The sequence below is a fragment of the Roseomonas alba genome, assembly GCF_019430885.1.
GTDB lineage: Bacteria > Pseudomonadota > Alphaproteobacteria > Acetobacterales > Acetobacteraceae > Neoroseomonas > Neoroseomonas alba.
In genome coordinates this window covers 102,297-128,871 of sequence record NZ_JAHYBZ010000009.1, presented here as the reverse complement: position 1 = coordinate 128,871, position 26,575 = coordinate 102,297, and the positions used below count along the sequence as shown (strand labels likewise).

Here is a 26,575-nt window from a genome sequence, read left to right as displayed (position 1 = left end):
GATATGTTACCGGAAATTGTTGAGGGTACCCTATGCCTGCGAAGTCCACACCCAAGCCGCCCTCCGCCGTGGCCGAGCATCGGCGCCGCCTGCGCAGCCGTGGCCTGCAGCGCATTGAGGTGCAGGTACGCGGTGAAGATGCGCCGCTCGTCCGGGCGGTGGCAGCGGCGCTCGCCGACCCCGACCAGGCTGGCGAGGCGCGCGCCCTGCTCCGTCGCCGCTTTGGGCCGGAGCTGACGCGCAGCCTGAAGGACCTGCTCGCCGCGGCACCACTGGATGACATCGATCTCACCCGATCCCGCGATACCGGACGTCCAATCGACCTATGACCTGGCTCGTCGACACCAACATCATCTCGGAGATCCAGAAGGGGCCGCGATGCCATCCGAGCGTCGCCTCCTGGTGGGCTGCGGTCGAGGATCGCGATCTGTTCCTCAGCGCGTTGACGCTCGGCGAGATCCGAAAGGGAATCGAGAGCGTCCGTCCGCGTGATCCGTTGAAGGCGGGAGCGCTGGAGCGCTGGCTTCGCGAAGTGTCCGATGTATTTGGGGCGCGCATCATCGGCGTGGATCCAGCGGTGGCCGACGCATGGGGGCGAATGTCGGCATCACGATCCGTCCCGGTCATTGATGCCCTGCTTGCCGCGACAGCGCAGGTCCACGATCTCGTTCTCGTCACACGCAATATAGCCGATGTAAGTGGGCTCGGAGTGCGGACGTTGAACCCGTTCGACGAGGCACAGGCGTAGGGCAACCGACCGATGCCGGACCGCATAACCGATCGGACCCAGGCGAAGCGGCGTCCTGCACGATCAAGGACAAAGGTCCGGCCAACGACTGAGTTCTACGTGGTGCAGATCGAACGATGGGAGTGGAGCTTCAGCTTCGGCGTAAATCCGAGCCGCAAGCACTTCCCTGAGCCATACTCCGATTATCGCCATCTGGAGGTCCACGGCCGGCTCCTCCGGCCGAAGGCCACGAAGGCCGAGATGGCCGGTCTCACCTTCCTGCCTCGGTTGGATTTGGACCTTGCAGTCGTGGCGGACCTCCCTGCATCTGCAGAGCCTAAAGCTGTTGGTAACGCTCATGTCCGAGCGGGCGTGTTCCAGGGTATGCTATCGATGCCGCACGACGTGCTGGCTTGCCTCATGACCGCTCTGGCGGCAGGGCAGCTGCGCTATGTGACGCTGGATGGCGAGCCGCTCTTCCGCAGTCAGGCCATGATTCGCCGCTTTACCTTCCAGGCTGCCTACGATCCGGATGACCTGCCCGACGAGGCCGGCCGTGCTCGATAATTCGCCGACAGGGATGAACGGTGGCGCGCCTCTGACGCGGCGCGAACTCTACGACCTCGTTTGGGCGAAGCCGATGATGCACGTTGCTGCCCAGTTTGGTGTGACCGGCACGGGCTTGGCGAAGATCTGTGAGCGGTACGCTATCCCCACCCCGCCGCGAGGCTACTGGGCGAAGCTCCAGCACGGGAAGAAGGTGAAGCAGGAGCCCTTCGTCGAGGTGGAGGATCCAAGACTGCAGACACTGGAGATCCACGCAGGCGCATGGCGTCTCCCCGATGAGGTGCGAGAAGTCATCCAGTACGCGAAGGCGCGCCAGGCGGAACGCCAGCGTCCACCGCCCGCTCCACGTGAGAAATCCCCAGAGGCGGACGTCGCACCTGCGCCGCCATGGCCTGTCGCGGATGTCCACCCGCTCCTTCGTCGCACCGCGCAAGCGCTGCGGAAGGGTAAGCCGAACGCGGACGGAGCGATCCAGGCCAACGGCGAGGGCATGGCCGGCGTGGCCGTTGGCAAGGACGCCGTCGAGCGCTCGATCTACATTCTCGACGCGCTGATCCGCTCTCTCGTGGAGCGCGGCCTTCCGCCGACCATGGCTGGTGACGGGATGCGCGTTGAACGCGGCAAGGACTCGGCGTCGATCGCGATGTCTGAACGCATCCGACGAGAGAAGCACGTTCCGACGCCCGAGGAGTTAGCCGCGGAGGAGCGGCGCAAGAAGCGATTGGAGCGATACTACGCGACGCGTCGGACGTGGGATGCGCCCTCGTCTTCGGATCTCTACGCGCAGGCCTACCCGGCGATCGACACCATCCGGACCGGCGAACTGGTCGTCCAGATCCAGGGCTGGGGTGATGGTGTACGACGGACATGGGCAGACGGCCGAACCCAGCGCCTAGACCGAATGGTCGAAGATGTGGCTACCGGCCTTGAGGCGATCCTGGCCGCGCGTCGGCTCCAGCGGGAGGAGAGAGAGGAGCGGGAGCGGCGCTACCAGGAACGGGCAAGGCGCCACGCCCTGGCTCGTCAGCGAGCGGAGCGAGAGAAGAAGCGCGAAGCCTTCCTAGACCGGCTCATGGAGCTCCGACGGGAGGTAGATGCATTGGAGGCTTGGCTCGCGCTGACCGGACCGACGTCCGCGCTAGTTGGATCACACGCCCGCCTGATTGGCTGGGTTACCGCGAGATTGGAAACGATCAGCCGGCGCCTTGAACCCGACCAGATCAGCGCGGCGCTCGATGCCGAGAAGCTCTTTCCAGAACCAGACGAACTCCATGACCCTCTGGGCGACCCCAACGAACCATTGGGATGGTAGTGACTTGGACGCCCATTGGCTCAGTGGCAGCCAACGAGGCGACCCAGTTCGAACCGCCGCCAGTCCGTCTTATCGCCCCAACACACAAGGACAAAAGAAGAACCCAAAACGCTCGACACTTCCGACGCAGGCTTCCCAATCGCGAGCAACATATGCGGTCAGCTGCTAATGCATCCGAGGCTGAGACCGTGCGAATGCACAGAATCGTTTTCAATGCAGAGCGAACCTGTTCAGAATGCGGGTAAGTCTTGTATCCGGCCGGGCGGCTGGCCTGGGCTGGCGATGGCCGGCATCACTCCAATGAGGCACGAGGAGCGCACATCATGTCTGGCGGCAGTCAAGGCGGGGGAGGTGACTGGCGACCGGGGCCCGGCGGCAATGCAGGCGGGAGCGGAGGTGGTGGCGGAGGCGACCCTGCTGACCCGTGCGAAATCCATGAGATCACCAACCTGAGTTCGCCGAACCCATCGGTAGTGCGGACACTGACGCCGGGGGACGTGCTCCAAGTCCAGCTTAATCCCGGGCCACCGCGTGTGGTCGAGCCGCCCTACTAGGGACCCGTTGCCCCGTGCGACACCGGCCGTCCTCGAGCCTCTCGACTGGCCGGTGCGCCGGACGCTTGGGCCGTGTCCCCCGGCGAACCCGGGGCCGCTCCTTTTGCGCGACGCCATGCTGGCGCGGCGCTCGGTCCGGGAGATGGCGCCCGCGCCCCTCAGGTCCATCCTTGCCCTCGTCGGCTGGGTGACAGTTGCGCGCGCCATCCGGGTCGCCGACCCGCTCGGCCGCACGCGTCGTGTGCCGCCCTCGGCGGGCGCCCTGCATCCAGTGGAGGTGATCGTGGTCGCGGGTGGCCGCCGTGCACCGGTTCTGCTCCGCGTGGATCCGGGCAGCGCCCGGGTGCAGGTGCTTTCGGAGCGTCGTACGGGTCGAGCGGGCCGTCTCCTGGCGCGGTTGCCCGAACTGCTGCCCCGGGCACGCGGGACCGCGCTCGTACTGCTTGCCGATTACGGCAGGACAGCCGCCGTCTACCGGAAGCCGGACAGCCTGCTCTGGCGGGATGCAGGCGCGCTGCTGGCCAGCCTGCAGCTCGCGGCTGGTGGCATGGGCCTTGTGGCCTGCCCGACGGGGCTGCTCGGCGAGGAGGTCGGCGACGGGCTGTTCCACACCAATGAAAGGGTGCTGGCAGCTGGGACAATGCTCGTCGGGCTGGGGAGCGCTGATCACCCAGACGGCAGCCGTAACGCGGACGCGTTGGCCTTGACTGCCTGAAGTGAGCCATCGGCATCTATGGTCAGCTGATCCAACTCCAGGAGATCTCTTGACGATTGGCCACGAAGCATTGGCATCAGATCTTCTGAACAATTTGATTGACAGAACCCATGGACAAAAAAAGAAAGAGTGTTGCTTGGCGCGAATACCAGGAAAAAGTTGCTGACCTCTTTCGGAGGATGGGCTGCGACGCAGCCGTCGAGGAGACGCTCGAAGGCGCGCGCGGAAAACACGAGATAGATGTAGTCGTACGAACTACAATGGCCGGATTGCCAATCATTTGGATTGTCGAGTGCAAATACTGGAAGACCGCTGTACCGAAGGCGCAGGTTCTGACTCTCGTCCAGATCGCCCAAGACGTCGGTGCTGACCGGGCCTTTCTGCTGTCTGAGAAGGGCTTCCAAGCCGGGGCGGTGGCTGTCGTCAGGAGGGCAAATGTCTCGCTTACCAGCCTGAACGAACTGATGGCTGCAGCCGCGGACAGCATCGCTGACGCCTCGATTAGGCAGTCCCTGCAGGTGGTGAAGGGCATTGAGGACGAACTGCGGACGGTGATGTTTGAGCAAAGACCGCGGAACCCACCCCCACCGCTTCTAGATGAGACGATTACCCTTCTGGGTACATGCTTTGAGGTAACAATGGCCGCGATGGCGACCATGATGCTCCGCTTCCCGGTGCGCCTACCGCAGATCCTCACGCAAACCTCGCCGGATCGGACAAGTGAACCAGCGGAGGTGGCTGCAGCGATCGTCTCCACCTTGGCAGCGATCAGACCCCGGTTCTCTGCACTCAAAGCCGCATTGAGCGCTGCCAGGAACCTAGGCTTTACCAACTCAACAGAACTGGCGCGCAGGGTCCGTGAGCTGCTTGCCGTCGGCGATACTCTGCTCGCTGAGGTCGATGTGGGCGATGCCGAGGAGGCGAAGCTCAGGCGCGCGCTCGACGTCATGTCAGCTATAGGAGACGTGCTGCAGGCTCTTCGAGAAATACCGAGTGAGCGGGCCTTTTCGGCTGTTAGCGCGCCGAGAGGCGATTTGCTGGACGGCGTCTATCTCTGGCTTGCCGATCCGGCGCGGACCGCAAATCGTTGGAACGAGTTGAAGGCTTCGACCGAGCGCGCAATTGCAAAGCTTGAGGAAGCTACCCGCACGCTGTCGCCTTCGAGCGCTGGTCCTCCTTAACTTCGCGACACTGCCGCGTTACCAAGGCTCCTGCTGTCGCGATCGCCCGGGCTGAGGCGGCGCATCCGGCGGCCTCGACGGCGAGGTCGCCGAACCGCCGCATCTGCTCCCAGATGACGGCGTCCAGCAGCGCTGCGCGGATACCTATGGCTTCGGCCAGGTCCAGAAACGCTTCCTCGAGTTGGCGGTAGTTCCGCTGGGGCGTCCACGCCGGGTCGAAGACACCGGCCACCACCCCGGCGCGGATCACGTGCACGTCGATGATGGCGACCGCGCTCGACGCACGGTGGTTCCGGACAACCCAAGACGCGGTCTTCCACCCCAGGCCCGGCAGCCCGAGGAGGGCATCGCGCAACTCGCGGTCGCCCTCCGGCTCCCTCAGCGTCTCGAACGCCCACAGGCACCCAGCCAGGTGAGCCGCCCGCTGCCTCGGAAAGCGATAGCGACGCAACGTGCTCTGGACGGCCAGCGGCTCCGACAGGGCGGCCTCCAGAACGTGCGCGGGGGCGGGGCCTCGCAGCAGGCCGCGGTCGCGCAGGCGCCGAAAGGCGGCCAAGCCCAGCTCGGCGGGCATGCCCCAGCCGCCGAGCAGGCAGGCGGCCACCTCCTCCCGCAAGTCGGAGCCGAGCCGGAAGGTGCCGTGCCAGCCCAGGAGTTCAGCCTGCCAGCACTGCCCCTTCCAGTAGGCGGGCGTCATGAGGTCATCGACCCGCCCCCACCGTACTCCCGGCAGGACCTCATCGTGGGGGGCAGGCAGACGCAGGGCGAGGGCATCTTCATCCCCGCCAAGCCAAATCTCTTGTTGCAACCGTTTTTCCTCCCCCGGCCGATCGAGAGAATCATGCAACCTCACAAAAGGGAATCCCCCGCTGGTCGAAGCGACCCGGCCCCCGCCCGGTTGTCGGCACCACGGCCCGCAATTCAGCGGCATGAAGGGAGCCGCTGTCAGTTCGCGTTGGCTCTGGTATCCAGCGACTATGCTTGCGCGGCGCCGCCCGAGCGGGCCCTTCGCGGGAATGAGGAAGAGCAGTGCAGATGAACAGCGACTGGGAGGCGCGGCAGGAGGCCTGGACGCAGCGCGAGGACGACGCGCGGACACCCTTCGACGTCGACTACGCCCGCGTCATTCACTCTGGATCGTTTCGACGTCTCCAAGGCAAAACACAGATCCTGAACCTTGGCGACAGCGATTTTTATCGGACGCGGCTCACGCACTCCCTGGAGGTGGCGCAAGTCGCAAACGGCATCCGGATGCATCTCGCGATGGTGGATCTCCCGGAGGACGCCAAGCGGTACCTACCACCCGCCAGCCTAATTCAGGCCATCGGCTTTACCCACGATCTAGGGCATCCTCCCTTCGGCCACGGTGGCGAGGTCGCTCTCAACTACTGCATGCGCAGCAACGGCGGGTTCGAGGGAAACGGCCAAACCCTGCGCATCCTGGCCCGCCTGGAGGATTTTTCGAAGGCGCATGGGTCGAACCTCACCCGGCGCTGCCTGCTCGGAGTCCTGAAGTACCCCGTACCCTACAGCAAGCTGGTACATCCTGAGGTGAAGCCGTCGCTCCGCACTGACACGACGGCCATCCGCATTATCGACCGCGAGGCATGCAAGCCGCCCAAATGCCACCTCGACACCGAGGCCGACGTGGTCGAGTGGATCCTGGAGCCCTTCACTCCGGCGGACCGCAAACGCTTCATGAGTATCGATGAGCGCGAGGGCAAGCATAGCAAGCCGCGCTACAAGTCCTTCGATTGCTCCATCATGGACGTCGCCGACGACATCGCATACGGCGTCCACGATCTCGAGGATGCCATCGCGCTCGGGCTCATAACGGCACGAGACTTCGTAGGGCACGTCAAGCCAGAAGAATGCGTTAGCTTCCTGGAGAGCCCCGGGATGGCCAGGGATGCTGAGAAGCAAGGGAAGAGCCCATACGACGTACTCGTCGACGGCCTGTTCGGGCCAAGCGGCAGGCGGAAGCAGCTGATCAGCCGCGCCGTAGGCTACCTCATCAATAGCGTAGTGCTGCATGAGGATCCTGGCTTCGATCACCCTCTCCTCCGGTTTCGCGTTGCCATGCCTAAGGGTCCACACGCATTCCTACGGCAGCTGCGGGACATTGTTGACGCTCAGGTCATTAGGTCGGCAAACGTCCAGCACCTCGAGTTCAAGGGCCAGCAGATGGTGGTCGCTGTCTTCGAGGCCCTTCTCTCCGAGCCGAGAAGCTTCCTGCCTGCTGATGCCTACGCGGTCTTCGATGCCGCGGGGAAAGACCCGAGGGCCATCTGCGACTACGTCGCTGGGATGACCGACCACTTCCTGCTGAAGACATACGACCGCCTGTTTAGCCCGCGCATGGGATCCGTGTTTGACAAGCTGTAGTGGTCGGAATTTCCGGGCTACGGCACTCGCCGCTTCGTCACCTGCACGGACAGCGGTGCCGCGGCCAGATCAACCGTCGACGCGCTGACGTTCCGCGCCGTGACGCGCACGCTGTTGTTGGACCAGACATGGCAGTCCAGCACGAAGGCGATGCTGCTGGTGTCGGCCGTGGCGTCGGCGAAGTCGCCGCGCCGCGCACCTGGCACGGTCACGTCGATGTTCGCCGTCGAGCCAGCCGTGAGGCTCGGCAGATCCCAGGTGGTCTCCAGCGCTAGGCTGCGCGTCCCGATCGGCACCGAAGGACAGGCATAAAGCACCGCTGGCGCCGCCTCGGGCAGCCCGAACAGCCGCAGCGCCTCAAGCTCGATCTGACCGTCGAAGCCCACGATCCCGACCTGCGCAAAGGCGACGCCGGCACCCACCCGGATCGTCTGCCGCCGGTTCAGCGAGGCATCCGCCATCACCGCGCCGGCGTTCCAGCCTTTCGCCGGCGCGTTCCACTGCATAGTGGTGCCGGAGGCCAGCACGTCCCCGGCGATGTTCTCCCGCACATTCGCCGCGCCATCGAAGACCCGCACGAATAGCCGCCCGCCATCGACCCCGCCGACCAGCCAATGCGCCAGCGCGAACTCCTTCGCCGAGGAGGTGTCCACCACGAAGGCCATGCCGCGATTGGCATCCAGGAGCAGGCCGCGCGCGGTCGCCGCGATCCCGTCCAGCCCGTTGAAGCACAGCCCTGCCAGCGTCGTGGCCGCAGTGGTGGAGGTCGCCAGCGTCGCCAGCTTCTCCACGCCGATCTCGGTCCCACTCTGCCGGAAGGCCGCGGCGCGGAGGTTGGGTACCGCGTCCAGAACCCGCAGCAGCCGCGAGGCCGGCGCGCGGTGACGGTTGATCACCGCATTGCCGGCGCGGTCCGCGGTCGAGGTGTAATCCATCCGCACGGCATACGTGTTGGCCCAGGCCACCTCGTATTCGCAGTCGGTGGCGCTGCCGGTGTGACGCGCCACGATCGGCGAGCAGGCTTCGCCGGCGAGGACGACGTCCCCTGCCCGCGCGAAGGCCGGCGGGATGCGCGGGAAGCCGGCGCTGTCGGCCGTGGCCTCCAGCGAGGGCAGGCTGCGCCAGCCTGGTCGACGACCGGTGCTGGCCTGCACTGCGGCCAGAGCGAACCGCCCGCAGTTCCAGTGATGCGCATCGAACGGACGCGCCTCCGACGCGGCGAGCAGCGCTGCGAGCCGCGCGTGCCAGTCCGGCAGCCGGGTCATCAGCTGGCCGGCAGCCGGATCTCCGCCTCCTGCAGGGCGGGGACGAACTCGAAGAAGCGATCGCCCGGATACTCGGCCTGCTGGTCGGCATCGGTGTAGCGCCGAACCTCGGCACGCTCGAGGTCGACGAGGCGGCTCTCGCAGGTGAGCGAGATGCGCGGCTCGGCCCCGTCGACCACCTGCATGGTGTCCATCAGCCCGGCCCAGAGGGGAAACGGATCGGCGACGAAGGCGCCCTCGGCATCGAGCAGCGCGCCCCACAGCCGCGCCGGGCGCAGCCGGAAGGACTGCTCGGCCAGCGCGATGTCGACCACCTCCTGCGGCACCGGCGAGAGGGTGAGCGTGATGCGCACCGCCCTGAGTTCGGCGGTCTCCTCGATGTCGGAGACGGCGCCGATGGTGCCCATGCCCTCGTAGGTGACGCCTGCCCAATCGAGCGGCCCGAGCCCGGTCCAGGCGCGGATCGGGCCGGAGGCGAAGTCGAGATCGACCAGGACGACGGGCGTCGCCACCGGCGTGGTCGCCGCGGCGGCGGCTTGGGGCGAGAGGCGCGGCGTGGCGGTGATGCCGTCGGTCATGGCAGCACCTCCTCGAGGCGGATGGTGATGGCGGTGACTCACAAATAGCCTGCCCGTCTTCGCGCCGGGCCAACCGATACCGACCATCGTCGTCCCCGACGTTTCCGACAAGACGAGCGGGTTCTGGTCGTTGTGGCGGATCAGCCTGCACACGTCCGGCGGGCGGGAGCAGCGCTTTCTGGCTCTTTTCCTCGCCGACGACGGCCGCGTGTTTGGACCGACAGCCCGCACGATCTGGGAACGCTTGATCGACCTCCCCAACGGTCTGAGCCAACCAGGTGAGGAGATTTCAGGTTCCACCGCGGTGGATGCGTTCGATGCCAGCCGCAAGGCTGCCGAAGCGCAGGGCGCTGCGGTGTTTGAGGAGCTGGTTGGTTCTCATCAGATGAGCATCATGCGTGAGCGCAAGAAGGGCACGCACGCATTCTCATCGCGCCGGCGTGCCATCGAGCGGCTCGGGCTACCCCAGGTCCGGGCGCATCGTCTTCGGATTTTGGGGGACGAAGAACAGGCATGGACCCGAGAGCTCGCGGCGCGGGAAGCTGCGCTCCCTGATCTCGCCGCCGTCGTCATGGTTCGCGTTGCGCCGATGGGAGCCAGCGCATGAGCACCTCGTTGCCTGGTGGCACATGGCGCGAGCCCATCCTGGCGCAGTTCAGCCGCGACATGGCCAGTGTCGCGCGTCTGACCGTCGTGGCGGACCCTGACGAGTTGCTGACGGAACAGGGTATCGTTGATGGTATCCGCCAGCGCGGATTCGAGATCGTGCCGTTCGAGGACCACGTCGCGTTTCGATACGCCTATGAGCGACGTTTCCGGGAGGTTTGGGACAACGGCTACGACACAAATCTGGTCGTCGTCCTGCGAGCGGCGCGCTCGGACATCAGTGGCCTTCCCTTTGACCTGCTTCAGCAGGCAGAGCGTGAACGGCGGTTGCTTTCGTTCAGCCTGGCGGAGCTTTTCCCTTCGCTCGCCCCTCATGTGCTTTCCGAGATCGATCGAGGTGAGCTCGATGCCGTGTCTGCCGCCCAGCAACTTTTCAAGCCAGAGCGTATGGGCGAGAACGCGACACGGGACTTTCTTCTGCGAAATGTGTTTCGACTCGATCCCGCACAATTCCAAAGTGATGCAGACCTGCTCCGCGCGCTTCTGCGGCGCCACTACAGCGGCAAGATAGTTCCCAAGTCACTGGACGAGCGGTTGATCCATCTTCTGCGATCGACCGGGCGATGGCACGATTGGCCGCTCGATCAGATTCTCCCTAGCCGCGCGAGCTTTCTGGAGTTCCTGCAAGAGAGATGGCCGATCTTCGTTCAGGATCATTTGGGCTCGCAGGCAAGCGGCGTGCGCGAGGAGCCCGAACCCTACGATCTGCAGTTCTCAGGTCCAAAACATCTTCCCTTCGACCACGACGATGTGCGGATCTACGTTGACAACCTTTTTGCTGACGGTTTGCTAACCCCGACGAACAGAGTCTCTCGATTGCTCGTCGAGGGAACGTGGATGGCTGTCGGTGTGGCGGGATCCCAGCCTGCCGACGACACATCGCGCTTCCGAAGGCTCCTGGAGCTATTACGCTCCAGCGGTCCATCTGCGAGCAGCGATCATCACGAGTTGGTTCAGGCGGCGGCTCGGTGGGCCGAGATTGTTGCACTGCGTTGGTCCCTGCCCGGAGACGTGTCGTCCGAAGACAAGGATCGCTTCAACGCTGCACACCAGCTGATTGAGCAGAGCTTTTGTGCGTGGATGGACGCGCACTACGCCACGTTGCACAGCCTCTCGTACTTGCCTCGCCCGGTCATGGTTCATCAGATTCCAAAGTACATGGCGCATCGGCTTTCCGCGAAGGGAACCAAGGCGAAGTTGGCTGTCGTTATCATCGACGGTCTGGCCATGGACCAGTGGGCGATCGTCCGTCAGGAAATGCCGCATCGGCAATGGGTGACCGAGGAATTCGGCGCCTTCGCCTGGGTGCCGACACTGACGTCGGTGTCGCGCCAATCGATCTTTGCGGGCGACCCTCCGTTCTTTTTTGGGCAGTGTCTCGACACGACGCGCAAGGAAGAGCAGCACTGGTCTCGCTTCTGGGAAGATCGCGGTTTCCGGAAAGGCGACGCCGTTTATGCGTGTCAGGGCACCCTGGAAGACGACGACGCCTTCATCGCCAGGGTCAGCGGGAAGCTCGACGAGCCGCGCTGCAGGATCGCGGGCATCGTGGTCGGGACAATCGATCAGATGCTGCATGGCATTGTCACCGGCACCGATGGGATGCATGCCGGGGTCCGTCATTGGGCCAAGAGGGGTTCGCTTTGGCGCCTCCTGGACGCTTTGCTTGATCGCGATTTTGAAGTTGTTGTCACCTCCGATCATGGAAACGTAGAGGGGATCGGCATAGGAAAGCCTAACGTTGGCGCGACAGCCGACGAGCGCGGGGAGAGGGTCCATGTGTTCCGGGACGCTCTGCTGCGATCCAATGCCTCGGCGAAATATCCGGGAACTCTGGAGTGGCCGAGCGTCGGGTTACCCGATGACTATCTCGCCTTGATAGCCCCACCGTTACGCGCCTTCCTTGGTGAAGGAAAAAGAACGGTGGCGCATGGCGGAATATGTATCGAGGAAGCCATCGTGCCCTTCGTGACAGTGGCAAGATCGGCATGAGCATGGGAAGAAAGACCACGATCGGCTTCGATCGAACGATCGACATCGAATGGCTCGATATTGCCGCCGCGCGGGTCTCCACCGGCGAGCTTCCCACGGAAACACGGAAGGTCCTGTGGGACTTTCTCGAAGACCTCGTTCCGGGCAACACCAACAACAGTGGCCGTGGAAAGACCCTTACGGTCCTGACCCGTATCTGGCTGACGGTGCCGGAGCAGGTCGAACCGTTGCGAGACCGGGCTTTCAAGTGCCTCGCTGCAGCAAATGGCGAGAACCGTGTGGCTGTTCACTGGGCCATGGTCGTGGCTACGCATCCATTCTTTTTCCATGTTGCCACGCATGTCGGAAAGCTTCTCGCACTGCATGGCCAAGCCAACAGATCTCAGATCAAGCGCCGTATGACGGAATCATGGGGCGACCGCTCTACGTTGGAGCGCACAATCCAGCATGTGCTCAAATCCATGGCTCAGTGGGGGGTGCTGAAGCCCGGCTCGGAGAAGGGATCACTCGTCGTCGCTCGCAACCCGATTCGGGTCTCCGAGGAGATCGCTGAGCTATTGGTGCACGGTGTCATGCTGAGCCAAGGACGCGGCATGTCACTTTCGCAGCTAGTCAGCCACCCAGCCATATTTCCATTCAAGCTGCAGCTGAACGCCGCCACGCTCAGAAGGCACCCATGCCTCCGCGTTCAACGTCAGGGCGATCAAAGCGACTTCGTCGAGTTGGCTGAGAACCCGTGTCACCATTGATGGTTTGCTTGTCCGAGCGGCATGCAAACTCTGTATGCCAGAGCGGATCGCAAGTCGTTGTTCGGCAAGGCCCTTCGCCGGCGTACCAAATCCGGCAGGTCAACAGGTTCGGAGAGAACCGGGCCTCCGGAGACCCGATCCGGGCCATTCCCGGCCCCCCGGCGGTCAACAGGTCAGGGCCCGAACCCGCAGGAAACCTGCGCCTCACGGCGGGGCGGCCCTGGGTGGAGACTGCGCTTCGCAAGGCAACTGGCGGACAGGGAGGGATTCGAACCCTCGATACGCTTTTGACGTATACGCACTTTCCAGGCGCGCGCCTTCGACCGCTCGGCCACCTGTCCGGAGGGCGCGGAACATAGTCAGGGTGCGGCTGAAGGGCAACCCGTCAACCACACCCTTTTGCCGATCAATCCGCGAACTGCCCTGCAGCCTGGATCAGCGGCCGCCACTTCGCGATATCGGCCATCCAGAACTGGCGGTGGACCTCGGGCGTCGCACGCGTCGCGGCGACCGGCGCCGTGCCCAGATCCGCGAATCGCTGGGCCACGGAAGGCGTCTCAAGCGCCTTCACCAACGCCTGGTTGAGCCGCGCGATGATCGGCGCCGGCGTGCCCTTCGGGGCGTACAGCCCGTGCCACACCGACACCTCGAAGCCCGGCAGCCCGCCCTGCGCGGAGGTCGGCAGATCGGGCAGTGCCGCAACGCGGTCCTCGGTCGTCACGGCGAAGGCGCGCACCGTACCGGCGCGGATCTGCTCGGTGGTGTTGGTGGTCTGGTCGCACATGATGTCCACCGTGCCGGCCACCAGATCATTCATCGCCGGCCCTGTGCCGCGATACGGCACGGTCGTCATGCGCGTATCCACCGCTTTCATCAGCAGCAACCCGCACAGATGGCTCGCCGCGCCGATGCCGGCATTGGCATAGTTCAGGCTCTCCCCGCGCTGGCGGATCAGCGCGACCAATTCCTGCAGGGTATTCGCCTCGATGTTGCGGCGCGCGATCAGCGTCATCGGCACTTCCGTGACCAGGCCGACCGTCTCGAACCCGTTCACCGGGTCATAGGCCAGGCGACGGTACAGCGTCGGGATCGTCGCCATGCCGATATGATGCAGCAGGATCGTATAGCCATCCGGCCGTGCCTGAGCGACGCGCTGCGCGCCGAGCGTACCGCCCGCGCCGCCGACATTCTCCACCACCACCGGCTGGCCAAGGTCAGCTCCCATCGCCTGGGCGATCAGCCGGCCGACCGTGTCGGTCGGGCCGCCGGCGGCGAACGGGATGACCATGGTGATCGGGCGGTTCGGATAGGCTCCCTGCGCCATCGCCGGCGCGGCAAGACCGACACCGAGCGCAGCGCCAGAGAAGACCCGGCGGGTGATGTGCGTCATGCGACGTCCTCCTGGGTTGGCGGGCGTTACAGCCAGGGAGCCCGCAATTCACTATTCGTTCAGATCAAGCCTGATCCGTGACAAGTCAAGAGGTCGCGCACCGCCCTACCGCGGCAAAAACCGCGGAACAGCAGGCCGTTCGAAGGCGCGATGCAGCCGGTGGAAGACGGGCCCGCTCAGGCGTCCATCTTCAGTGCGGCGATGAAGGCGCTCTGCGGAATCTCGACCTTGCCGAACTGCCGCATGCGCTTCTTGCCTTCCTTCTGCTTCTCCAGAAGCTTGCGCTTGCGGCTGATGTCGCCGCCATAGCACTTGGCGGTCACGTCCTTCGACAGCGCGCCGATCGTCTCGCGCGCGATCACGCGCCCGCCGATCGCCGCCTGAATGGGGATCTTGAACAGCTGGCGGGGGATCAGGTCCTTCAGCTTCTCGCAGATCTGCCGGCCGCGACGCTCAGCCTGACTGCGATGGGCCATGAAGGACAGCGCATCCACCGGCTCGTTGTTCACCAGGATGGAGATCTTCACCAGATCCCCGTCCTCATACCCGTCCATCGCGTAGTCAAAGGACGCATAGCCGCGGCTGACCGATTTCAGCCGGTCGTAGAAGTCGAAGACCACCTCGTTCAGCGGCAGGCGATAGACCAGCATGGCGCGCGCACCGACATAGGTCAGTTCGACCTGCTGGCCGCGGCGTTCGTTGCACAGCGCCAGCACCGGGCCGAGATAGTCGTCCGGCAGCATGATGGTCGCCTTGATCCACGGCTCCTCGATGCGGTCGAGCACGCTGCCATCCGGCATGTCGGCCGGGTTGTGCAGTTCGAACATCTCGCCGTTGGTCTTGTGGACCTTGTAGACGACCGATGGCGCGGTCGCGATCAGGTCGAGGTCGAATTCGCGCGACAGCCGCTCCTGGATGATCTCCAGATGCAGCAGGCCCAGGAAGCCGCAACGGAAGCCGAAGCCGAGCGCCGCCGAGGTCTCCGTCTCATAATGGAAGGACGCGTCGTTCAGCCGCAGCTTGCCGAGCGATTCACGCAGCTTCTCGAAATCATCGGCATCGACCGGATAGAGTCCACACCACACCACGGGAATGGAGGGCTTGAAGCCCGGCAGCGGTTCGGTCGCCGGGTTGCGGTCGTCGGTCAGCGTGTCGCCGACATTGGTGTCGGCCACCGTCTTGATGGCCGCGGTGACATAACCCATCTCGCCCGGCCCGAGGCTGTCGGTCGGGGTCAGCTTCGGCGCGAAGACGCCCACCTGCTCGATGGTATGCACCGCACCGTTCGACATCATGCGGATGCGCTGGCCCTTGCGCAGGAAGCCATCCTTCACCCGCACCAGGATGATCACGCCGAGATAGGCGTCGTACCAGCTGTCGACCAGCAGCGCCTTGGTCGTAGCGCTGGCATCGCCCTTGGGCGGCGGCAGCCGCTGGACGATGGCTTCCAGTACGCCCTCGATGTTCAGCCCGGTCTTGGCGCTGATCTCGACGGCATCGGACGTATCGAGGCCGATCACGTCCTCGATCTGCTGCTTCACCCGCGCCGGCTCCGCCGCCGGCAGGTCGATCTTGTTGAGCACGGGCACGATCTCATGCCCCGCATCGATCGCCTGGTAGACATTGGCCAGCGTCTGCGCCTCGACCCCCTGGGAGGCATCGACCACCAGCAGCGACCCCTCGCAGGCGGCCAGGCTACGCGAGACCTCATAGGCGAAGTCCACATGGCCTGGCGTGTCCATCAGGTTGAGGACGTAGGTCTTCCCGTCCTTGGCCGGATAGGTGAGCCGCACCGTCTGCGCCTTGATGGTGATGCCGCGCTCGCGCTCGATCTCCATGTTGTCGAGCACCTGTTCCTTCATCTCCCGCGCCGTCAGGGCGCCGGTCTGCTGGATCAGACGGTCGGCAAGCGTGGACTTCCCATGGTCGATGTGGGCGATGATCGAGAAGTTGCGAATCAGGGCGAGCGGGGTGTCGGTCATGGGTATCCGGGGTCGGGACAGGGGCCGGGGCGCGCCCCGCGGTCTGAAGGGGGACATAGGGCAGTCGGCCCCCAAGTCAAAGCACCTCCTGATGGCCCCCATACGTCTGCTGCGGAGGTTGCCGGGCCTTTGCCCCTCCAAACCACCCCAGCAAGGGCCGAAAGGCCTTTGCAAACCTCAACCTGGCATTGCGCGCCGCTGGCAGGACCAACGCCGAAATCCGCTCCTGCGCTCGAAGCGCGCCGTGCGGGGGCAATGCTGGCTTTCCGCCGATCGCCAAGTGCCTGCGGTCCAGGATGCCCAGCATCCTGGCGGGGTGGTTCGGAGGGGCAGCGCCCCTCCGATTTCCGACAGCAGCAATAGGCGAACAACCAGGAATCACCTTGGCGTCCTGACCCTGCTGCTGACCCTTCTCGGCTGTGCCGGCGCGGATCGCGGCATCAACCCCGCGCTGACCCCGGGAGCGCGAAACGGCGGTTACGGCCTGGCCGAGATCAACGCCTCGGGCGGCCGGCCGGACCTGTTGATCTTCGTCGCCTTCTCGGGCGGGGGTAAGCGTTCGGCGGCCTTCGGCCATGGAGCCCTGCGCGGCATGCGGGACGTGCCTGTCACCCTCGGCGGCCCGCCCTCGACCCTGCTGGCCGAGGTCGACCAGGTCGCCGGTGTCTCCGGCGGCAGCTTCACCGCGGCCCATTACGCGCTTTACGGCGAACAATCCTTCGAGACCTTCCCCCGGGACTTCCTGCACCGGGACCTCGCCGCCTATGTCTGGGGCACCTATATCCTGCCCTGGCAATGGGGCTGGCTCGTGGACCCGGCCGTGGGCACCAATGACCGCATGACCGAGGTCTATGACGACCTCATGTTCCGCGGCGCCACCTTCCGTGAGCTGATGGCCCGCGGACGGCCCCGCCTGTCGATCAACGCGACCGACCTCGCCAGCGGATCGGCCTTCCCCTTCCTGCCCCATGCCTTCGACGTGATCTGTTCCGATCTCGGACGCTTTTCCGTCGCGCGTGCCGTCGCGGCCTCGAATGGCTTCCCCCTGCTGTTCACACCGATCACGCTCGCCAACCATCGCGGCCCGAATTGCGACGCGCCCCTGCCGGTGAACCTCTCGGTCATGCCCATGCTGGCCGAATACAACCGCCGCCGGCTGGTGGACGTCGTCGCACGCATGGCCGACCGCGATCGCACGCCCTGGATCCATCTGCTGGATGGCGGCATCTCAGACAACCTGGCCCTGCGCGCGACCCTGAACTTCGCCATCCTGGGCGGCACGGACGAGCCGGACTTCGCCAGCTTGGTCCGCCCCGTGCGCCGCATCCTGATGATCAGCGTGGATGGTCAGTCCGCCACCGACCCGGCCCTGTCCCGCCAGCGCATGGTCAACGGGCTGGTGCAGATCTTCGATGCGGTCTCGGGCGGGCAGATCGACAACTACAACCTGGAAACACTCGCCGTCACCGCGGCCGAGGTCGAGCGCATGGTGGGCCGGCAGCGCGAGAATCGCTGCCAGCACGCACCCGCGATCGATGGCTGGCCGTGCGAGGACGTCCAGGGCCTGCTGGTCCATGTCTCGCTGGCCGACCACCCGGATCCGGCGCTGCGGAGCCGGCTGCGCCGCGTCCCGACCGGCCTGACCCTGCCCGATGACGACGTTGACCTGCTCGTCGCCGCTGGGGAAACGGTCATCCGCGGCAACCGTGCGATCGCCGGCTTCCTCGGCGCCGATGGCAGCGTGCCGGCGCCGCGTCCGGTTCGTGCCGCCCATCGCTGACCCGCCGCGGCGTTCCGTGCCGGGCCGCGATCGGCGTCCGTCCCGGGGATGGACGCCCCTACCCCGTCGTCCCGCCCGCAAACCCCCGTGACAGCGCCCGGTGCACCACCCCGATCAGCGCCAGCACCGGTAGCGACGCCAGCACCCCGATCGCCGAGAGCTGCCCCCACAGCGTCTCGTCCTCGTTGATCCGCGTCGCGATGAAGGTCGGCAGGGTGAAGTTCGATGGCGATTGCAGGAACAGGAAGGCGAACAGGAACTCGTTCCAGGCGGCGATCGCCACCAGCACAGCGGTCGCCGCCAGCCCGGCCGCGGTGACCGGGACCAGGATCTCCCACAGGATGCGCGGCAGCCGGGCGCCGTCCATGCGCGCCGCCTCCTCCAGCGCCACCGGCACGTCGCGGATGAAGCCGAGCAGCATCCAGATGGCGAAGGGCAGCGCATAGATCTGCTGCGCCAGCACCAGCCCCGGCAGCGTGTCCAACAGCCCGAGCACCCGCAGCACCTGGTACAGCGGCACGGCCAGCACGATCGGCGGGGTCAGCTTCACCAGCAGCACGAAGACCAGGAAGACGAGATCGAGCCGCCGCGGAAAGCGCAACCGCGCGAGCGCATAGGCCGCCGGATAGGCCGCGAGCAGCGCCAGCAACGTCGTGCCCGCCGTGACGATCAGGCTGTTCACCACCGCCCGCCCGACCCGCGCGCCGGCCACCGCCTCGTAATGCATCAGCGTCGGATGGCGCGGCCAGAGCGAGGCCGAGGCCGCCGCATACTCCCCCGGCGGCTTGAAGGACGTCCCGAGCATCCACAGCAGCGGCAGCGCGAAGATCGCCGCCGCGACGATGCCGCCCGCGATGCGCCAGGGGCCGGCCGGGCGATCCATCACGCCGGCGGCCGCATCAACTGCCGCGCATAAATGGCTGCGAGCCCGCCCGCGACCACCACCATCACCAGCGCCGCGGCACTCGCCATGCCGATGTCGAAGAAGCGGAAGGCCAGGCGCTGGACGAACATGGACAGCGTCTCGGTCGCATTGCCGGGCCCGCCGCCGGTCATGGCATAGACCTTGTCGAACAGCTTGAAGCTGTCGAGCGTCCGCATCAGCCCCGCGATCAGGATGTAGGGCCACAGCAACGGCAGGGTGATGTCGCGGAAGCGCGCCCAGGTGCCGGCGCCGTCGATGCGCGCCGCTTCATGCAGGTCGGGCGGGATGGACCGCAGCCCGGCATACAGGATCAGGAAGCAGAAGGGCGTCGCCTGCCAGAGATCGGCCAGCGCGATGGACGGCAGCGCGAGCACGGGGTCGAACAGCCAGGGCACACCCGGCAGCCCCACCCCGCGCAGCGCGGTATTGAGAAAACCGACATCGTAGTGGAACCAGGCCCGCCAGATGGCCCCCACCACGATGGTCGACAGCACATAGGGCGCGAGCAGCACCAGCGTGACCAGCCGCCGCCCGCGGAAGGCGCGGTCCAGCAGCAAGGCGAGGGCGAGGCCCAGCACCACCTCCCCCACCGTCGCCATCACCGCGAAGGCGACGGTGTTCCAGGCGGCACGGCGGAAACCCCGGCCCTCGGCCAGTTCCGCGAAGTTCGCCAGGCCGACGAAATCCGCGCCCTCGAAGCCGTAGTCGGAATCGGTGAAGGCCAGCAGCAGCACCCGCAGCAGCGGATACAGCGTCAGCAACGCGAACAGCACCAGCGATGGGGCCAGCAGCACGACGAGCAGGCGTGTGCTGGCCCGCATCGCCCGGTCAGCGCGCCAGCGCGCGCTGGATCTGGCGGTTCGCCTCGCGTAGCGCCTCGGCGGGCGTGGCCTGGCCGACCAGCGCGATCTGCAGCTGCTCGCCGAGGATCGCCTCCACCCGGTTCCACTGCGTGATGCGCGGGCGCGGCTGCGCGGCCTGCAACGCGGCAAGCTGCGCCGGATACCAGCGGAAGCGCTGCACCAGCTCCGGATCGTTGTAGAGCGCGGCCAGCGTCGGCGGATTGCCCGTCTCGAGCGCGATGCGCTTCTGGTTCTCGGCGGATACGACGAAGCGGATGAAATCCGCCGCGCGCGCCGCGTTCGGGCTGTCGGCGGCGACACCCAGCAGCCAGGCGCCCAGCATCGGCGCGGGGCCGCTGCGCTCGCCCGGCGGGGCGACCAGGGTCACCTGGCCCACCACGCGCGACCGCGCGGCATCATCCAGCGTGCCGGCCCAGCCGGGCCAGAATTCCAGGGCGATGGCGACGCGGCCCTGCTCCATGGCCTCACGCACCTCGGTCGCGTTCCAGGTCTCGACGCCGCGCGGCAGATAGGGCTTCAGCGACAGGAAGTATTCCAGCGCCGCGAGCGCCGCCGGGCTATCCAGCGCCGCACGCCCCTGCGCATCCACCACCGCGCCGCCGAAGGCGCCGAGCACCGGCATGAACCCGGTCACGATCGGGTTGCCACGCACGCCGCGGAAGGCGATCGGCGTGATCCCCGGGTCGCGCTCGCGCAGCGTGCGGGCCGCCGCGGCGACGGCGGTGAAGGTCGTGGGCGCCGGCAGGCCCGCCGCCCGGAACAGGTCGGCGCGATAGGCGAACATGGCCACATTCCCGACCATCGGCGCGGCCAGCCGCTGCCCGTTCGCCCCGCGCGACACGGCATCGGCCGGCCCGACGAAATCCCCCGGCACGCCACCCAGCGTGTCGAGATTGGCCAGCCAACCATTGGCCATGAACTCCGGCGCCCAGATGTCATCCAGCATCAGCACGTCGAGCGCCTTGGTGCGCTCCCGCGCATTCACCGCGATGCGCTCGTAGAGCGCACCGCCGGGCAGCTCGAGCCGCTCGATGCGCAGGCCCGGATTGCGGGCCTGATAGGCCTCGACCATGCGGGACAACGCATCGCCGAAGGCGGCATCGCGGCCGGCGATGACAAGGCGCTCCTCAGCGCGCGCAGGCAGGGCGGCAAGGGCAAGCATGGGGGCAACGAGGCACAGGCGGCGCAGGATGCGCATGCGGGAATCCTCCTCGGGGAGGCGCACTGCCTGCCGGGAGCACGTGACACCGGCATGTCGGTTTGGCTGCGGGGGCGTGAACACTATGGTGGGCACACCGGGAACGGCGCCGCCCCAAATGCGCGAAGACCATGGCAATCGCGGAGCGGGGAAGGGCTCTGCCCTCCCCCGGACCCCCACCCGCCAAAGGCCACAGGGCCTTTGGAAACCGATACCGGGTCTTGAGCAGCACGGGCTTTCCCGGCGTCGGCGCATGCGCCGGGCTCATCGGCTGGGCCGCCAGGCCCGAGGCGGGGCAGCGGAATCCGGGGGGCGTCAGCGCGCCTTGGGCAACAACGGCGCCAGCCGCCACATCGCCACCGCCCCAAGCAGCGGCCCGATGCCCAGCAGCGCGAAGGCCGGCCCCGGCCCCATCGCCGCCATCAGATAGGGCAGCACGCCAATGACGACCGCCGTGAGCAGAAACCCCATCGAGGTCTGCACCGTCAGCATCGTCCCCACATAGTCGGGCGGCGACAGGCTCACGACACAGGCCGAGAACTGCGCCGAATCCGCCACCACCGTGAACCCCCACAGGAAGGCGAGCCCCAACGCCAGCCCCGGCCAGGCGGAAGCCGCCCCGATCAGCAGCGCGCAGCCCCCCGACACCACCATGCACAGCGCCGCCACATGCGCGCGGCTCCAGCGATCCGCCGCCAGCCCCGCCAGCACACACCCCGCCGATCCCGCCGCCATGACGCCGAACACCCAGGCCCCGACCTGCGCCCGCCCCAGCACGCCGGACAGGAACACCCCGATCCAGGCCCACATGGCATAGAGCTCCCACATGTGCCCGAGATACCCCAGGTTCGCGAGGCGCAGCCCCCGGTTCCGCCACGCCTCCAGCATCTGGCTGGGATGGAAGGGCGGCCGCACCCCGATCGCCGGACCGGGCCGGAACCCCAGCACCATCAGCCCACCCAACGCGGCCAGCACCCCTGCCCCGCCATAAGCCACGCGCCAGTCCACCGAACCGACGAGCCCCGGCAGCAGATGCGGCAGCGCCGACCCTAGCGTCAGCGCCCCCACCACGATGCCGATCAGCAGCCCGAGATCCCCCTTCGCCCAGGATGCGGCGAGCTTCATCCCGACCGGATAGACGCCCACCATGGTCGCCCCCGCGACGAAGCGCAACAACAGCGCGGCCACGCCGGAGGGCGCGACCAGCGTCTGGGCCGCCGTCGCCACCGCGGCGACCAGGGAGCAGGCCAGGAACAGCCGCCGCCCATCGAGGCGGTCGGCAAGCGACAACGCCGCGCTCACCAGCGTGCCGACCACGAAGCCGAGTTGCACCGCCGCGGTCAACCAGGCCGCCCGGCCCGGCGTCACCAGCCCCGCGCGGATCAGCCCCGGCACGGCGACGGTTCCCGCGAACCAGACCGACAGGACCAGGACGAGCGCCGCGGCCAGCAGCGCCAGATACAGGCGCTTGCCGGCCGCGGCCCCGGTCATGCGCGCAACGTCGCGCCCGTCGCCTTCGCCACGGCGGCGACGACGCGGTCGGCGATGTCCTCGATCTGGGTGTCGGTCAGCGTCGCCTCCCGCGGCTGGATCGTGACCTGGATGGCGAGGCTCTTGGCCCCGTCCGGCACGCCCTTGCCACGATAGACGTCGAACAGCGCGACGTCCGTGATCAGCGTCTTGTCGGCACCGCGCGCGGCACGCAGCAGGGCTTCGGCCGCGACGGCATCGTCCACGATGAAGGCGAAGTCGCGGCGCAGCGGCTGGAAGGACGGCAGGTCGGGCGCGCCCTTCTTGCGGCGCTTGGGTTCGGGAACGGCATCGAGGAAGACCTCGAAGGCTACTGCTGGCCCGGGCAGGTCCAGCGCCTCCAGCACCTTGGGATGAATTTCCCCGAAGGTGGCGAGCACGACCTTCGGCCCCTGCCGCACCACGCCCGAACGGCCCGGATGGTAGAAGCCCGGTGCATCCGCGGTGACCTGCAACGCCGCCATCGGCACCCCGAGCGCGGCGAGCACCGCAATGGCATCACCCTTGGCATCCATGGCGTCTATGCCGCGTGCCGGTTCGGCCCAATGGCGCGACGTCGACCCATGCCGCACGCCGGCAGCGACGGCCGCCTGACCGTCCGGCGTGATGTCGCGATAGGCCGCGCCGAGTTCCGCCAGCGCCACATCCCCGAAGCCACGCGCCGCGTTGCGCGACGCTGCCAGCAGCAGGGACGCCACCGGCGTCGGGCGCATCTGGTCCAGATCCGCCGCGATGGGGTTCACGAGGCGCAGCGCCTCCGGCGTCGCACCGAACAGCGCGGCGGTCTTCGCTTCCATGAAGGCGAAGGTCACGCTCTCCTGCATGCCGCGCGCGGCCAGCACGCGACGCGCCAGAGCGGCACGCGACTGCTTCGCCGTGAAGGCGGCCGGCGGGATGATGGCCGTGGTCGGCAGCGAGACCGGCGGCACCGCATCCAGCCCGCCGAGCCGCAGCACTTCCTCGACCAGGTCGGCCTCCGGCTCGATGACCGCGCAGCCCTCCGCGGCCTTCGCGGCCTTGGCCGGATCCAGCCCCGCGAACTGCGTCAGCGCCCCGCCGCCGGCCCGATAGGCCGAGAGGTCCGACGCCACGTCGTTGCGCCAGGACGGCACCGCGACGGTGACCGACGCATCGTCACGCGCCTGCACCGCGAAGCCCAGCCGCTCCAGCCGTCCGACCGATTCCTCGGCCGGCAGGTCGAGCCCGCCATAGCTGCTCACGCGCTCGAAGCGCAGCGTCGCGCTGCGCGCCCAGGCGGGCTCGGCACCCGCCGCGCTGATCTCGCTCGCCTCGCCGCCGCACAGTTCGATGATCATGCGCGTCGCCGCTTCCAGCGCATCCGGCAGGAAGGCAGGATCGAGGCCACGCTCGAAGCGCGCCCGCGCATCGCTGCGCAGGTCGTGCCGCCGCCCGGACAGCGCGACGCGCACCGGGTCGAACAACGCGCATTCGATGAAGCACTCGGTGGTGGTCTCGTCGCAGCCCGACGGCTCGCCGCCCATCACGCCGCCCAGCGCCTCGGGCCCCGCCTCATCGGTGATGATGCCGTCCTCGGGCGTCAGCGCGTATTCCTTGCCGTTCAGCGCGTGCAGCGTCTCGCCTTCGCGCGCCATGCGCATCGCGAGCGTCTTGCCCTTCACCTTCGCCACGTCGAAGACATGCAGCGGCCGGCCGAGGTCGAAGGTGAAGTAGTTGGTGATGTCCACCAGCGCGCTGATCGGCCGCAGCCCGATCGCCGTCAGCCGATCCTGCATCCACTTGGGCGAGGGCCCGTTCTTCAGGCCCCGCACTGCGCGGCCCAGCACCCAGAGGCAGGCGCGCGGGTCCTCGATGGTCCAGGTCAGCGGCGAGGGATAGGCCGCCGCGGCCTTCGGCGCCGCCCACGGCTTCAGCGTGCCGAGCCCTGCCGCCGCCAGGTCCCGCGCCACGCCGCGCACCGACAGCGCATCGCCGCGGTTGGGCGTGATGCTGATCTCGATGATCGGATCATCCAACCCTGCCCACTTCACGTAAGACCCGCCGACCGGCGCATCCTCCGGCAGGTCGACGATGCCGCTATGGTCGTCGCCGAGGCCCATCTCCCGCATCGAGAGCATCATCGCCTCGGACTTCACGCCGCGGATCTCGCCGACCTTCAGCGTCACGCCCGTGCCCGGCACGAATTCGCCGGGCAGCGCGGCGACGCCGACCAGCCCCGTGCGCGCGTTCGGCGCGCCGCAGACGACCGAACGCTCGACGCCATCGCCGATATCGACGCGCAGTTGGCGCAGGCGATCGGCGTTGGGGTGCTGCACGGCCTCGATGACGCGGGCGATGCGGAAGTTGGCGAGGGCGGCGCCGCGATCCTCAATGCCTTCGACCTCGAGGCCGATGGCGTTCAGCGTGCGGGCGATCTCGTCGACGGAAGCGTCGGTGTCGAGATGGTCCTTGAGCCAGGAGAGCGTGAACTTCATCGCGGCAGCCTCGTGGGGCTTGGCCCCATTCGTGTCAGTTGAAGGTTGGAGGGGCTTTGCCCCTCCAAACCACCATCATTGTTCGAAGGGGCTCCGCCCCTCCGATCCACCCGGCAAAGGCCGAAAAGCCTTTGGAAACCATCACTTGGTGCGGTGCGCGGTATGCGGCGATCGTGTGTTCCGGTCGCGTCCCGCGCATCAGTCCAACGGACAAAAATAGAAGGGGGATTCGGGGGAATACTTTCCCCCGATGGGAGGGGTTTGGGGAGGGCGAAGCCCTCCCTGACCTCACACCCCGTCATGCAGCGTCGCCGGCGCCAGCGGGCTTGCCGCGTAATGCTTCAGCCAGCGGATATCTGCCTCGTAGAACGGCCGCAGGTCCGGGATGCCGTGCTTCAGCATGGTGATGCGTTCGATCCCCATGCCGAAGGCGAAGCCCTGCCACTCGCGCGGGTCGATGCCGCAATTCGCGAGCACCTTCGGGTGCACCATCCCCGAGCCCAGGATTTCCAGCCAATCCCCGCCCTTGCCGAGCTCGCCGGTCTTCTTCGACCAGCCGATGTCCACTTCCATCGAGGGCTCGGTGAAGGGGAAGTAGGAGGAGCGGAAGCGCACCGGCAGGTCGGCGATGCCGAAGAAGGCGCGCAGGAAATCGATCAGGCAGCCCTTGAGGTGGCCGAGGGTGATGCCGCGGTCGATCACCAGGCCTTCGACCTGGTGGAACATGGGCGAGTGGGTCGCGTCGTGGTCGGCGCGGTAGGTGCGGCCGGGGACGATGACGCGGATCGGCGGTTCCTGCCCCAGCATGGTGCGGATCTGCACGGGGGAGGTGTGGGTGCGCAGCACGGGGCGGCTGCCGCCGGCCTCGGGCAGGTAGAAGGTATCGTGGTCCTGGCGGGCAGGGTGGTGGTCGGGGATGTTGAGCGCCCCGAAGTTGAACCAGTCGCCTTCGATGTCGGGCCCTTCGGCGACCTTGAAGCCCATGGCGCCGAACAGGGCGGTGAGTTCCTCGGTCGTCCGCGCGATGGGGTGGATGCCGCCATCGGAAGCGGTGCCCGGGGCGGAAGCGCGCGGCGGCAGGGTCACGTCGATGCGCTCGGCGGCCAGGCGCGCATCCAGCGCAGCGGCGTCGAGCACGACGCGGCGGGCTTCCAGCGCGGCCTCGATGCTGCCCTTCAGCCGGTTCAGCGCGGCGCCGCGCTCCTTGCGCTGTTCGGCGGGCACGCCGCCCAGGCCCTTCAGCAGGCCGGTGAGGCTGCCGGACTTGCCGAGGACGCCGACCCGCACCGCGTCCAGCGCGCGCAGGTCGGTGGCGGCGGCCAGGGCCGTTTCGGTCTCGGCCTGCAGGGTGGCCAGATCGTCTGACATCAGTGTCTCGTCCGTCCCAGGATGTCGTCGATGAGAGGTCGTGTGTCGCGCTCGGCCGTCTCGGTCATGGGGTCGCCGAGATCGGCACCCTCGCCGGCCTCGAAGGCCTCGAAGACCGCGCAGAAGAGGTCCGGACGCCGATTTTCGTCGTCCCGATCCAGCCAGACATGCCAGATCACGGCGTTCACGACCCTGTCGCAGAAATCGAAGTCGAGCGTTCGCGACGCGAAGCCCCGCGCCAGGTGAAGCCCGAGCGCGTCCAGCACGTCCCCGCGGTCCAGGCCGCTCTCGGCCTGCCAGGCGTCGAGGTCGACGTCCTCGACCGCAAAGGCCTCGCCGTCATTGTCGAAGCGGATGCGCAGTTCATCGACGATCCTGGCAATGGTCATGGCGGT

General features: G+C 67.0%; 23 protein-coding genes and 1 tRNA gene. 11 read left to right on the top strand and 13 right to left on the bottom strand.

Annotated elements, in window-relative coordinates; all coding sequences use genetic code 11:
- Positions 1-32 precede the first annotated feature (32 nt).
- The 6 genes from KPL78_RS23685 (at position 33) to KPL78_RS23660 (ending at position 5,056) form a co-directional block, all read left to right on the top strand.
- Positions 33-329: a hypothetical protein gene (locus tag KPL78_RS23685; protein ID WP_219765446.1), complete on the top strand. Its 297-nt coding sequence runs from the start codon at positions 33-35 to the stop codon at positions 327-329.
- Complete coding sequence (locus KPL78_RS23680; RefSeq protein ID WP_219765445.1) at positions 326-748, top strand: type II toxin-antitoxin system VapC family toxin; 423 nt, start codon at positions 326-328, stop codon at positions 746-748. The genes KPL78_RS23685 and KPL78_RS23680 overlap by 4 nt, the downstream gene beginning before the upstream one ends.
- A 99-nt stretch (positions 749-847) precedes the next feature.
- Positions 848-1,294 (top strand): hypothetical protein, encoded by a 447-nt coding sequence (locus KPL78_RS23675; RefSeq protein ID WP_219765444.1) that lies wholly within the window; start codon positions 848-850, stop codon positions 1,292-1,294.
- Positions 1,284-2,606, top strand: coding sequence for a hypothetical protein (locus KPL78_RS23670; protein ID WP_219765443.1), 1,323 nt, complete (start codon positions 1,284-1,286; stop codon positions 2,604-2,606). Before KPL78_RS23675 ends, KPL78_RS23670 begins: the two co-directional genes overlap by 11 nt.
- 657 nt (positions 2,607-3,263) lie before the next feature.
- Positions 3,264-3,875, top strand: a complete 612-nt coding sequence (locus KPL78_RS23665; RefSeq protein WP_219765442.1) for a nitroreductase family protein — start codon at positions 3,264-3,266, stop codon at positions 3,873-3,875.
- 98 nt (positions 3,876-3,973) lie between these two features.
- Positions 3,974-5,056: a restriction endonuclease gene (locus tag KPL78_RS23660; protein ID WP_219765441.1), complete on the top strand. Its 1,083-nt coding sequence runs from the start codon at positions 3,974-3,976 to the stop codon at positions 5,054-5,056.
- Here KPL78_RS23660 and KPL78_RS23655 read toward each other — a convergent pair.
- Entirely contained in the window at positions 5,016-5,753 is a 738-nt protein-coding gene (locus KPL78_RS23655; RefSeq protein WP_219765440.1) for an 8-oxoguanine DNA glycosylase, read from the bottom strand. The two genes, KPL78_RS23660 and KPL78_RS23655, sit on opposite strands and share 41 nt — an antisense overlap.
- Positions 5,754-6,091: 338 nt before the next feature.
- On the opposite strand from KPL78_RS23655, the gene KPL78_RS23650 reads away from it, so the two are divergent.
- Entirely contained in the window at positions 6,092-7,441 is a 1,350-nt protein-coding gene (locus KPL78_RS23650) for an anti-phage deoxyguanosine triphosphatase (protein ID WP_219765439.1), read from the top strand.
- A gap of 17 nt (positions 7,442-7,458) precedes the next feature.
- Here the strand turns inward: KPL78_RS23650 and KPL78_RS23645 are convergent, their stop codons facing one another.
- Positions 7,459-8,706 (bottom strand): DUF6950 family protein, encoded by a 1,248-nt coding sequence (locus KPL78_RS23645; protein ID WP_255569374.1) that lies wholly within the window; start codon positions 8,704-8,706, stop codon positions 7,459-7,461.
- Positions 8,706-9,284 (bottom strand): hypothetical protein, encoded by a 579-nt coding sequence (locus KPL78_RS23640; RefSeq protein ID WP_219765438.1) that lies wholly within the window; start codon positions 9,282-9,284, stop codon positions 8,706-8,708. The genes KPL78_RS23645 and KPL78_RS23640 overlap by 1 nt, the downstream gene beginning before the upstream one ends.
- Positions 9,285-9,414: 130 nt before the next feature.
- On the opposite strand from KPL78_RS23640, the gene KPL78_RS23635 reads away from it, so the two are divergent.
- Genes KPL78_RS23635 through KPL78_RS23625 form a run of 3 tightly spaced genes read left to right on the top strand, consistent with a single transcriptional unit; the run spans position 9,415 to position 12,691 of the window.
- Positions 9,415-9,891, top strand: coding sequence for a hypothetical protein (locus tag KPL78_RS23635; RefSeq protein WP_219765437.1), 477 nt, complete (start codon positions 9,415-9,417; stop codon positions 9,889-9,891).
- Positions 9,888-11,942: a BREX-3 system phosphatase PglZ gene (pglZ, locus tag KPL78_RS23630; RefSeq protein ID WP_219765436.1), complete on the top strand. Its 2,055-nt coding sequence runs from the start codon at positions 9,888-9,890 to the stop codon at positions 11,940-11,942. The genes KPL78_RS23635 and pglZ overlap by 4 nt, the downstream gene beginning before the upstream one ends.
- The gene (locus KPL78_RS23625; RefSeq protein ID WP_219765435.1) at positions 11,939-12,691 is read left to right on the top strand and encodes a hypothetical protein; all 753 of its coding nucleotides are present in this window, start codon (positions 11,939-11,941) and stop codon (positions 12,689-12,691) included. The genes pglZ and KPL78_RS23625 overlap by 4 nt, the downstream gene beginning before the upstream one ends.
- Before the next feature lie 250 nt (positions 12,692-12,941).
- Here KPL78_RS23625 and KPL78_RS23620 read toward each other — a convergent pair.
- The 3 genes from KPL78_RS23620 to lepA form a co-directional block, all read right to left on the bottom strand.
- A tRNA-Ser gene (locus tag KPL78_RS23620) sits at positions 12,942-13,032 on the bottom strand.
- A gap of 65 nt (positions 13,033-13,097) precedes the next feature.
- A complete protein-coding gene (locus KPL78_RS23615; RefSeq protein WP_219765434.1) occupies positions 13,098-14,081 on the bottom strand; it encodes a tripartite tricarboxylate transporter substrate-binding protein in 984 nt (327 codons plus the stop codon).
- A gap of 176 nt (positions 14,082-14,257) precedes the next feature.
- A complete protein-coding gene (gene lepA / locus KPL78_RS23610; protein ID WP_219765433.1) occupies positions 14,258-16,063 on the bottom strand; it encodes a translation elongation factor 4 in 1,806 nt (601 codons plus the stop codon).
- A gap of 280 nt (positions 16,064-16,343) precedes the next feature.
- Between lepA and KPL78_RS23605 the strand changes: the two genes are divergently transcribed.
- Positions 16,344-17,843, top strand: a complete 1,500-nt coding sequence (locus KPL78_RS23605) for a patatin-like phospholipase family protein (RefSeq protein WP_219765432.1) — start codon at positions 16,344-16,346, stop codon at positions 17,841-17,843.
- Positions 17,844-17,901: 58 nt separating this feature from the next.
- On the opposite strand, the gene KPL78_RS23600 is transcribed toward KPL78_RS23605, so the two are convergent.
- The 7 genes from KPL78_RS23600 to KPL78_RS23570 all read right to left on the bottom strand — a co-directional run bounded on the left by KPL78_RS23600 (position 17,902) and on the right by KPL78_RS23570 (position 26,569).
- A complete protein-coding gene (locus KPL78_RS23600; protein ID WP_255569395.1) occupies positions 17,902-18,726 on the bottom strand; it encodes a carbohydrate ABC transporter permease in 825 nt (274 codons plus the stop codon).
- On the bottom strand, positions 18,726-19,589 hold the full coding sequence (locus tag KPL78_RS23595; protein ID WP_219765430.1) for a carbohydrate ABC transporter permease: 864 nt from the start codon (positions 19,587-19,589) through the stop codon (positions 18,726-18,728). Before KPL78_RS23595 ends, KPL78_RS23600 begins: the two co-directional genes overlap by 1 nt.
- Before the next feature lie 7 nt (positions 19,590-19,596).
- Positions 19,597-20,829, bottom strand: a complete 1,233-nt coding sequence (locus KPL78_RS23590; RefSeq protein WP_219765429.1) for an extracellular solute-binding protein — start codon at positions 20,827-20,829, stop codon at positions 19,597-19,599.
- A gap of 315 nt (positions 20,830-21,144) precedes the next feature.
- Entirely contained in the window at positions 21,145-22,320 is a 1,176-nt protein-coding gene (locus KPL78_RS23585) for an MFS transporter (protein ID WP_219765428.1), read from the bottom strand.
- Positions 22,317-24,812, bottom strand: coding sequence for a phenylalanine--tRNA ligase subunit beta (gene pheT, locus KPL78_RS23580; RefSeq protein ID WP_219765427.1), 2,496 nt, complete (start codon positions 24,810-24,812; stop codon positions 22,317-22,319). Before pheT ends, KPL78_RS23585 begins: the two co-directional genes overlap by 4 nt.
- A gap of 288 nt (positions 24,813-25,100) precedes the next feature.
- On the bottom strand, positions 25,101-26,180 hold the full coding sequence (gene pheS, locus KPL78_RS23575; protein ID WP_219765426.1) for a phenylalanine--tRNA ligase subunit alpha: 1,080 nt from the start codon (positions 26,178-26,180) through the stop codon (positions 25,101-25,103).
- Positions 26,180-26,569 (bottom strand): hypothetical protein, encoded by a 390-nt coding sequence (locus tag KPL78_RS23570; protein WP_219765425.1) that lies wholly within the window; start codon positions 26,567-26,569, stop codon positions 26,180-26,182. Before KPL78_RS23570 ends, pheS begins: the two co-directional genes overlap by 1 nt.
- Positions 26,570-26,575 lie beyond the last annotated feature (6 nt).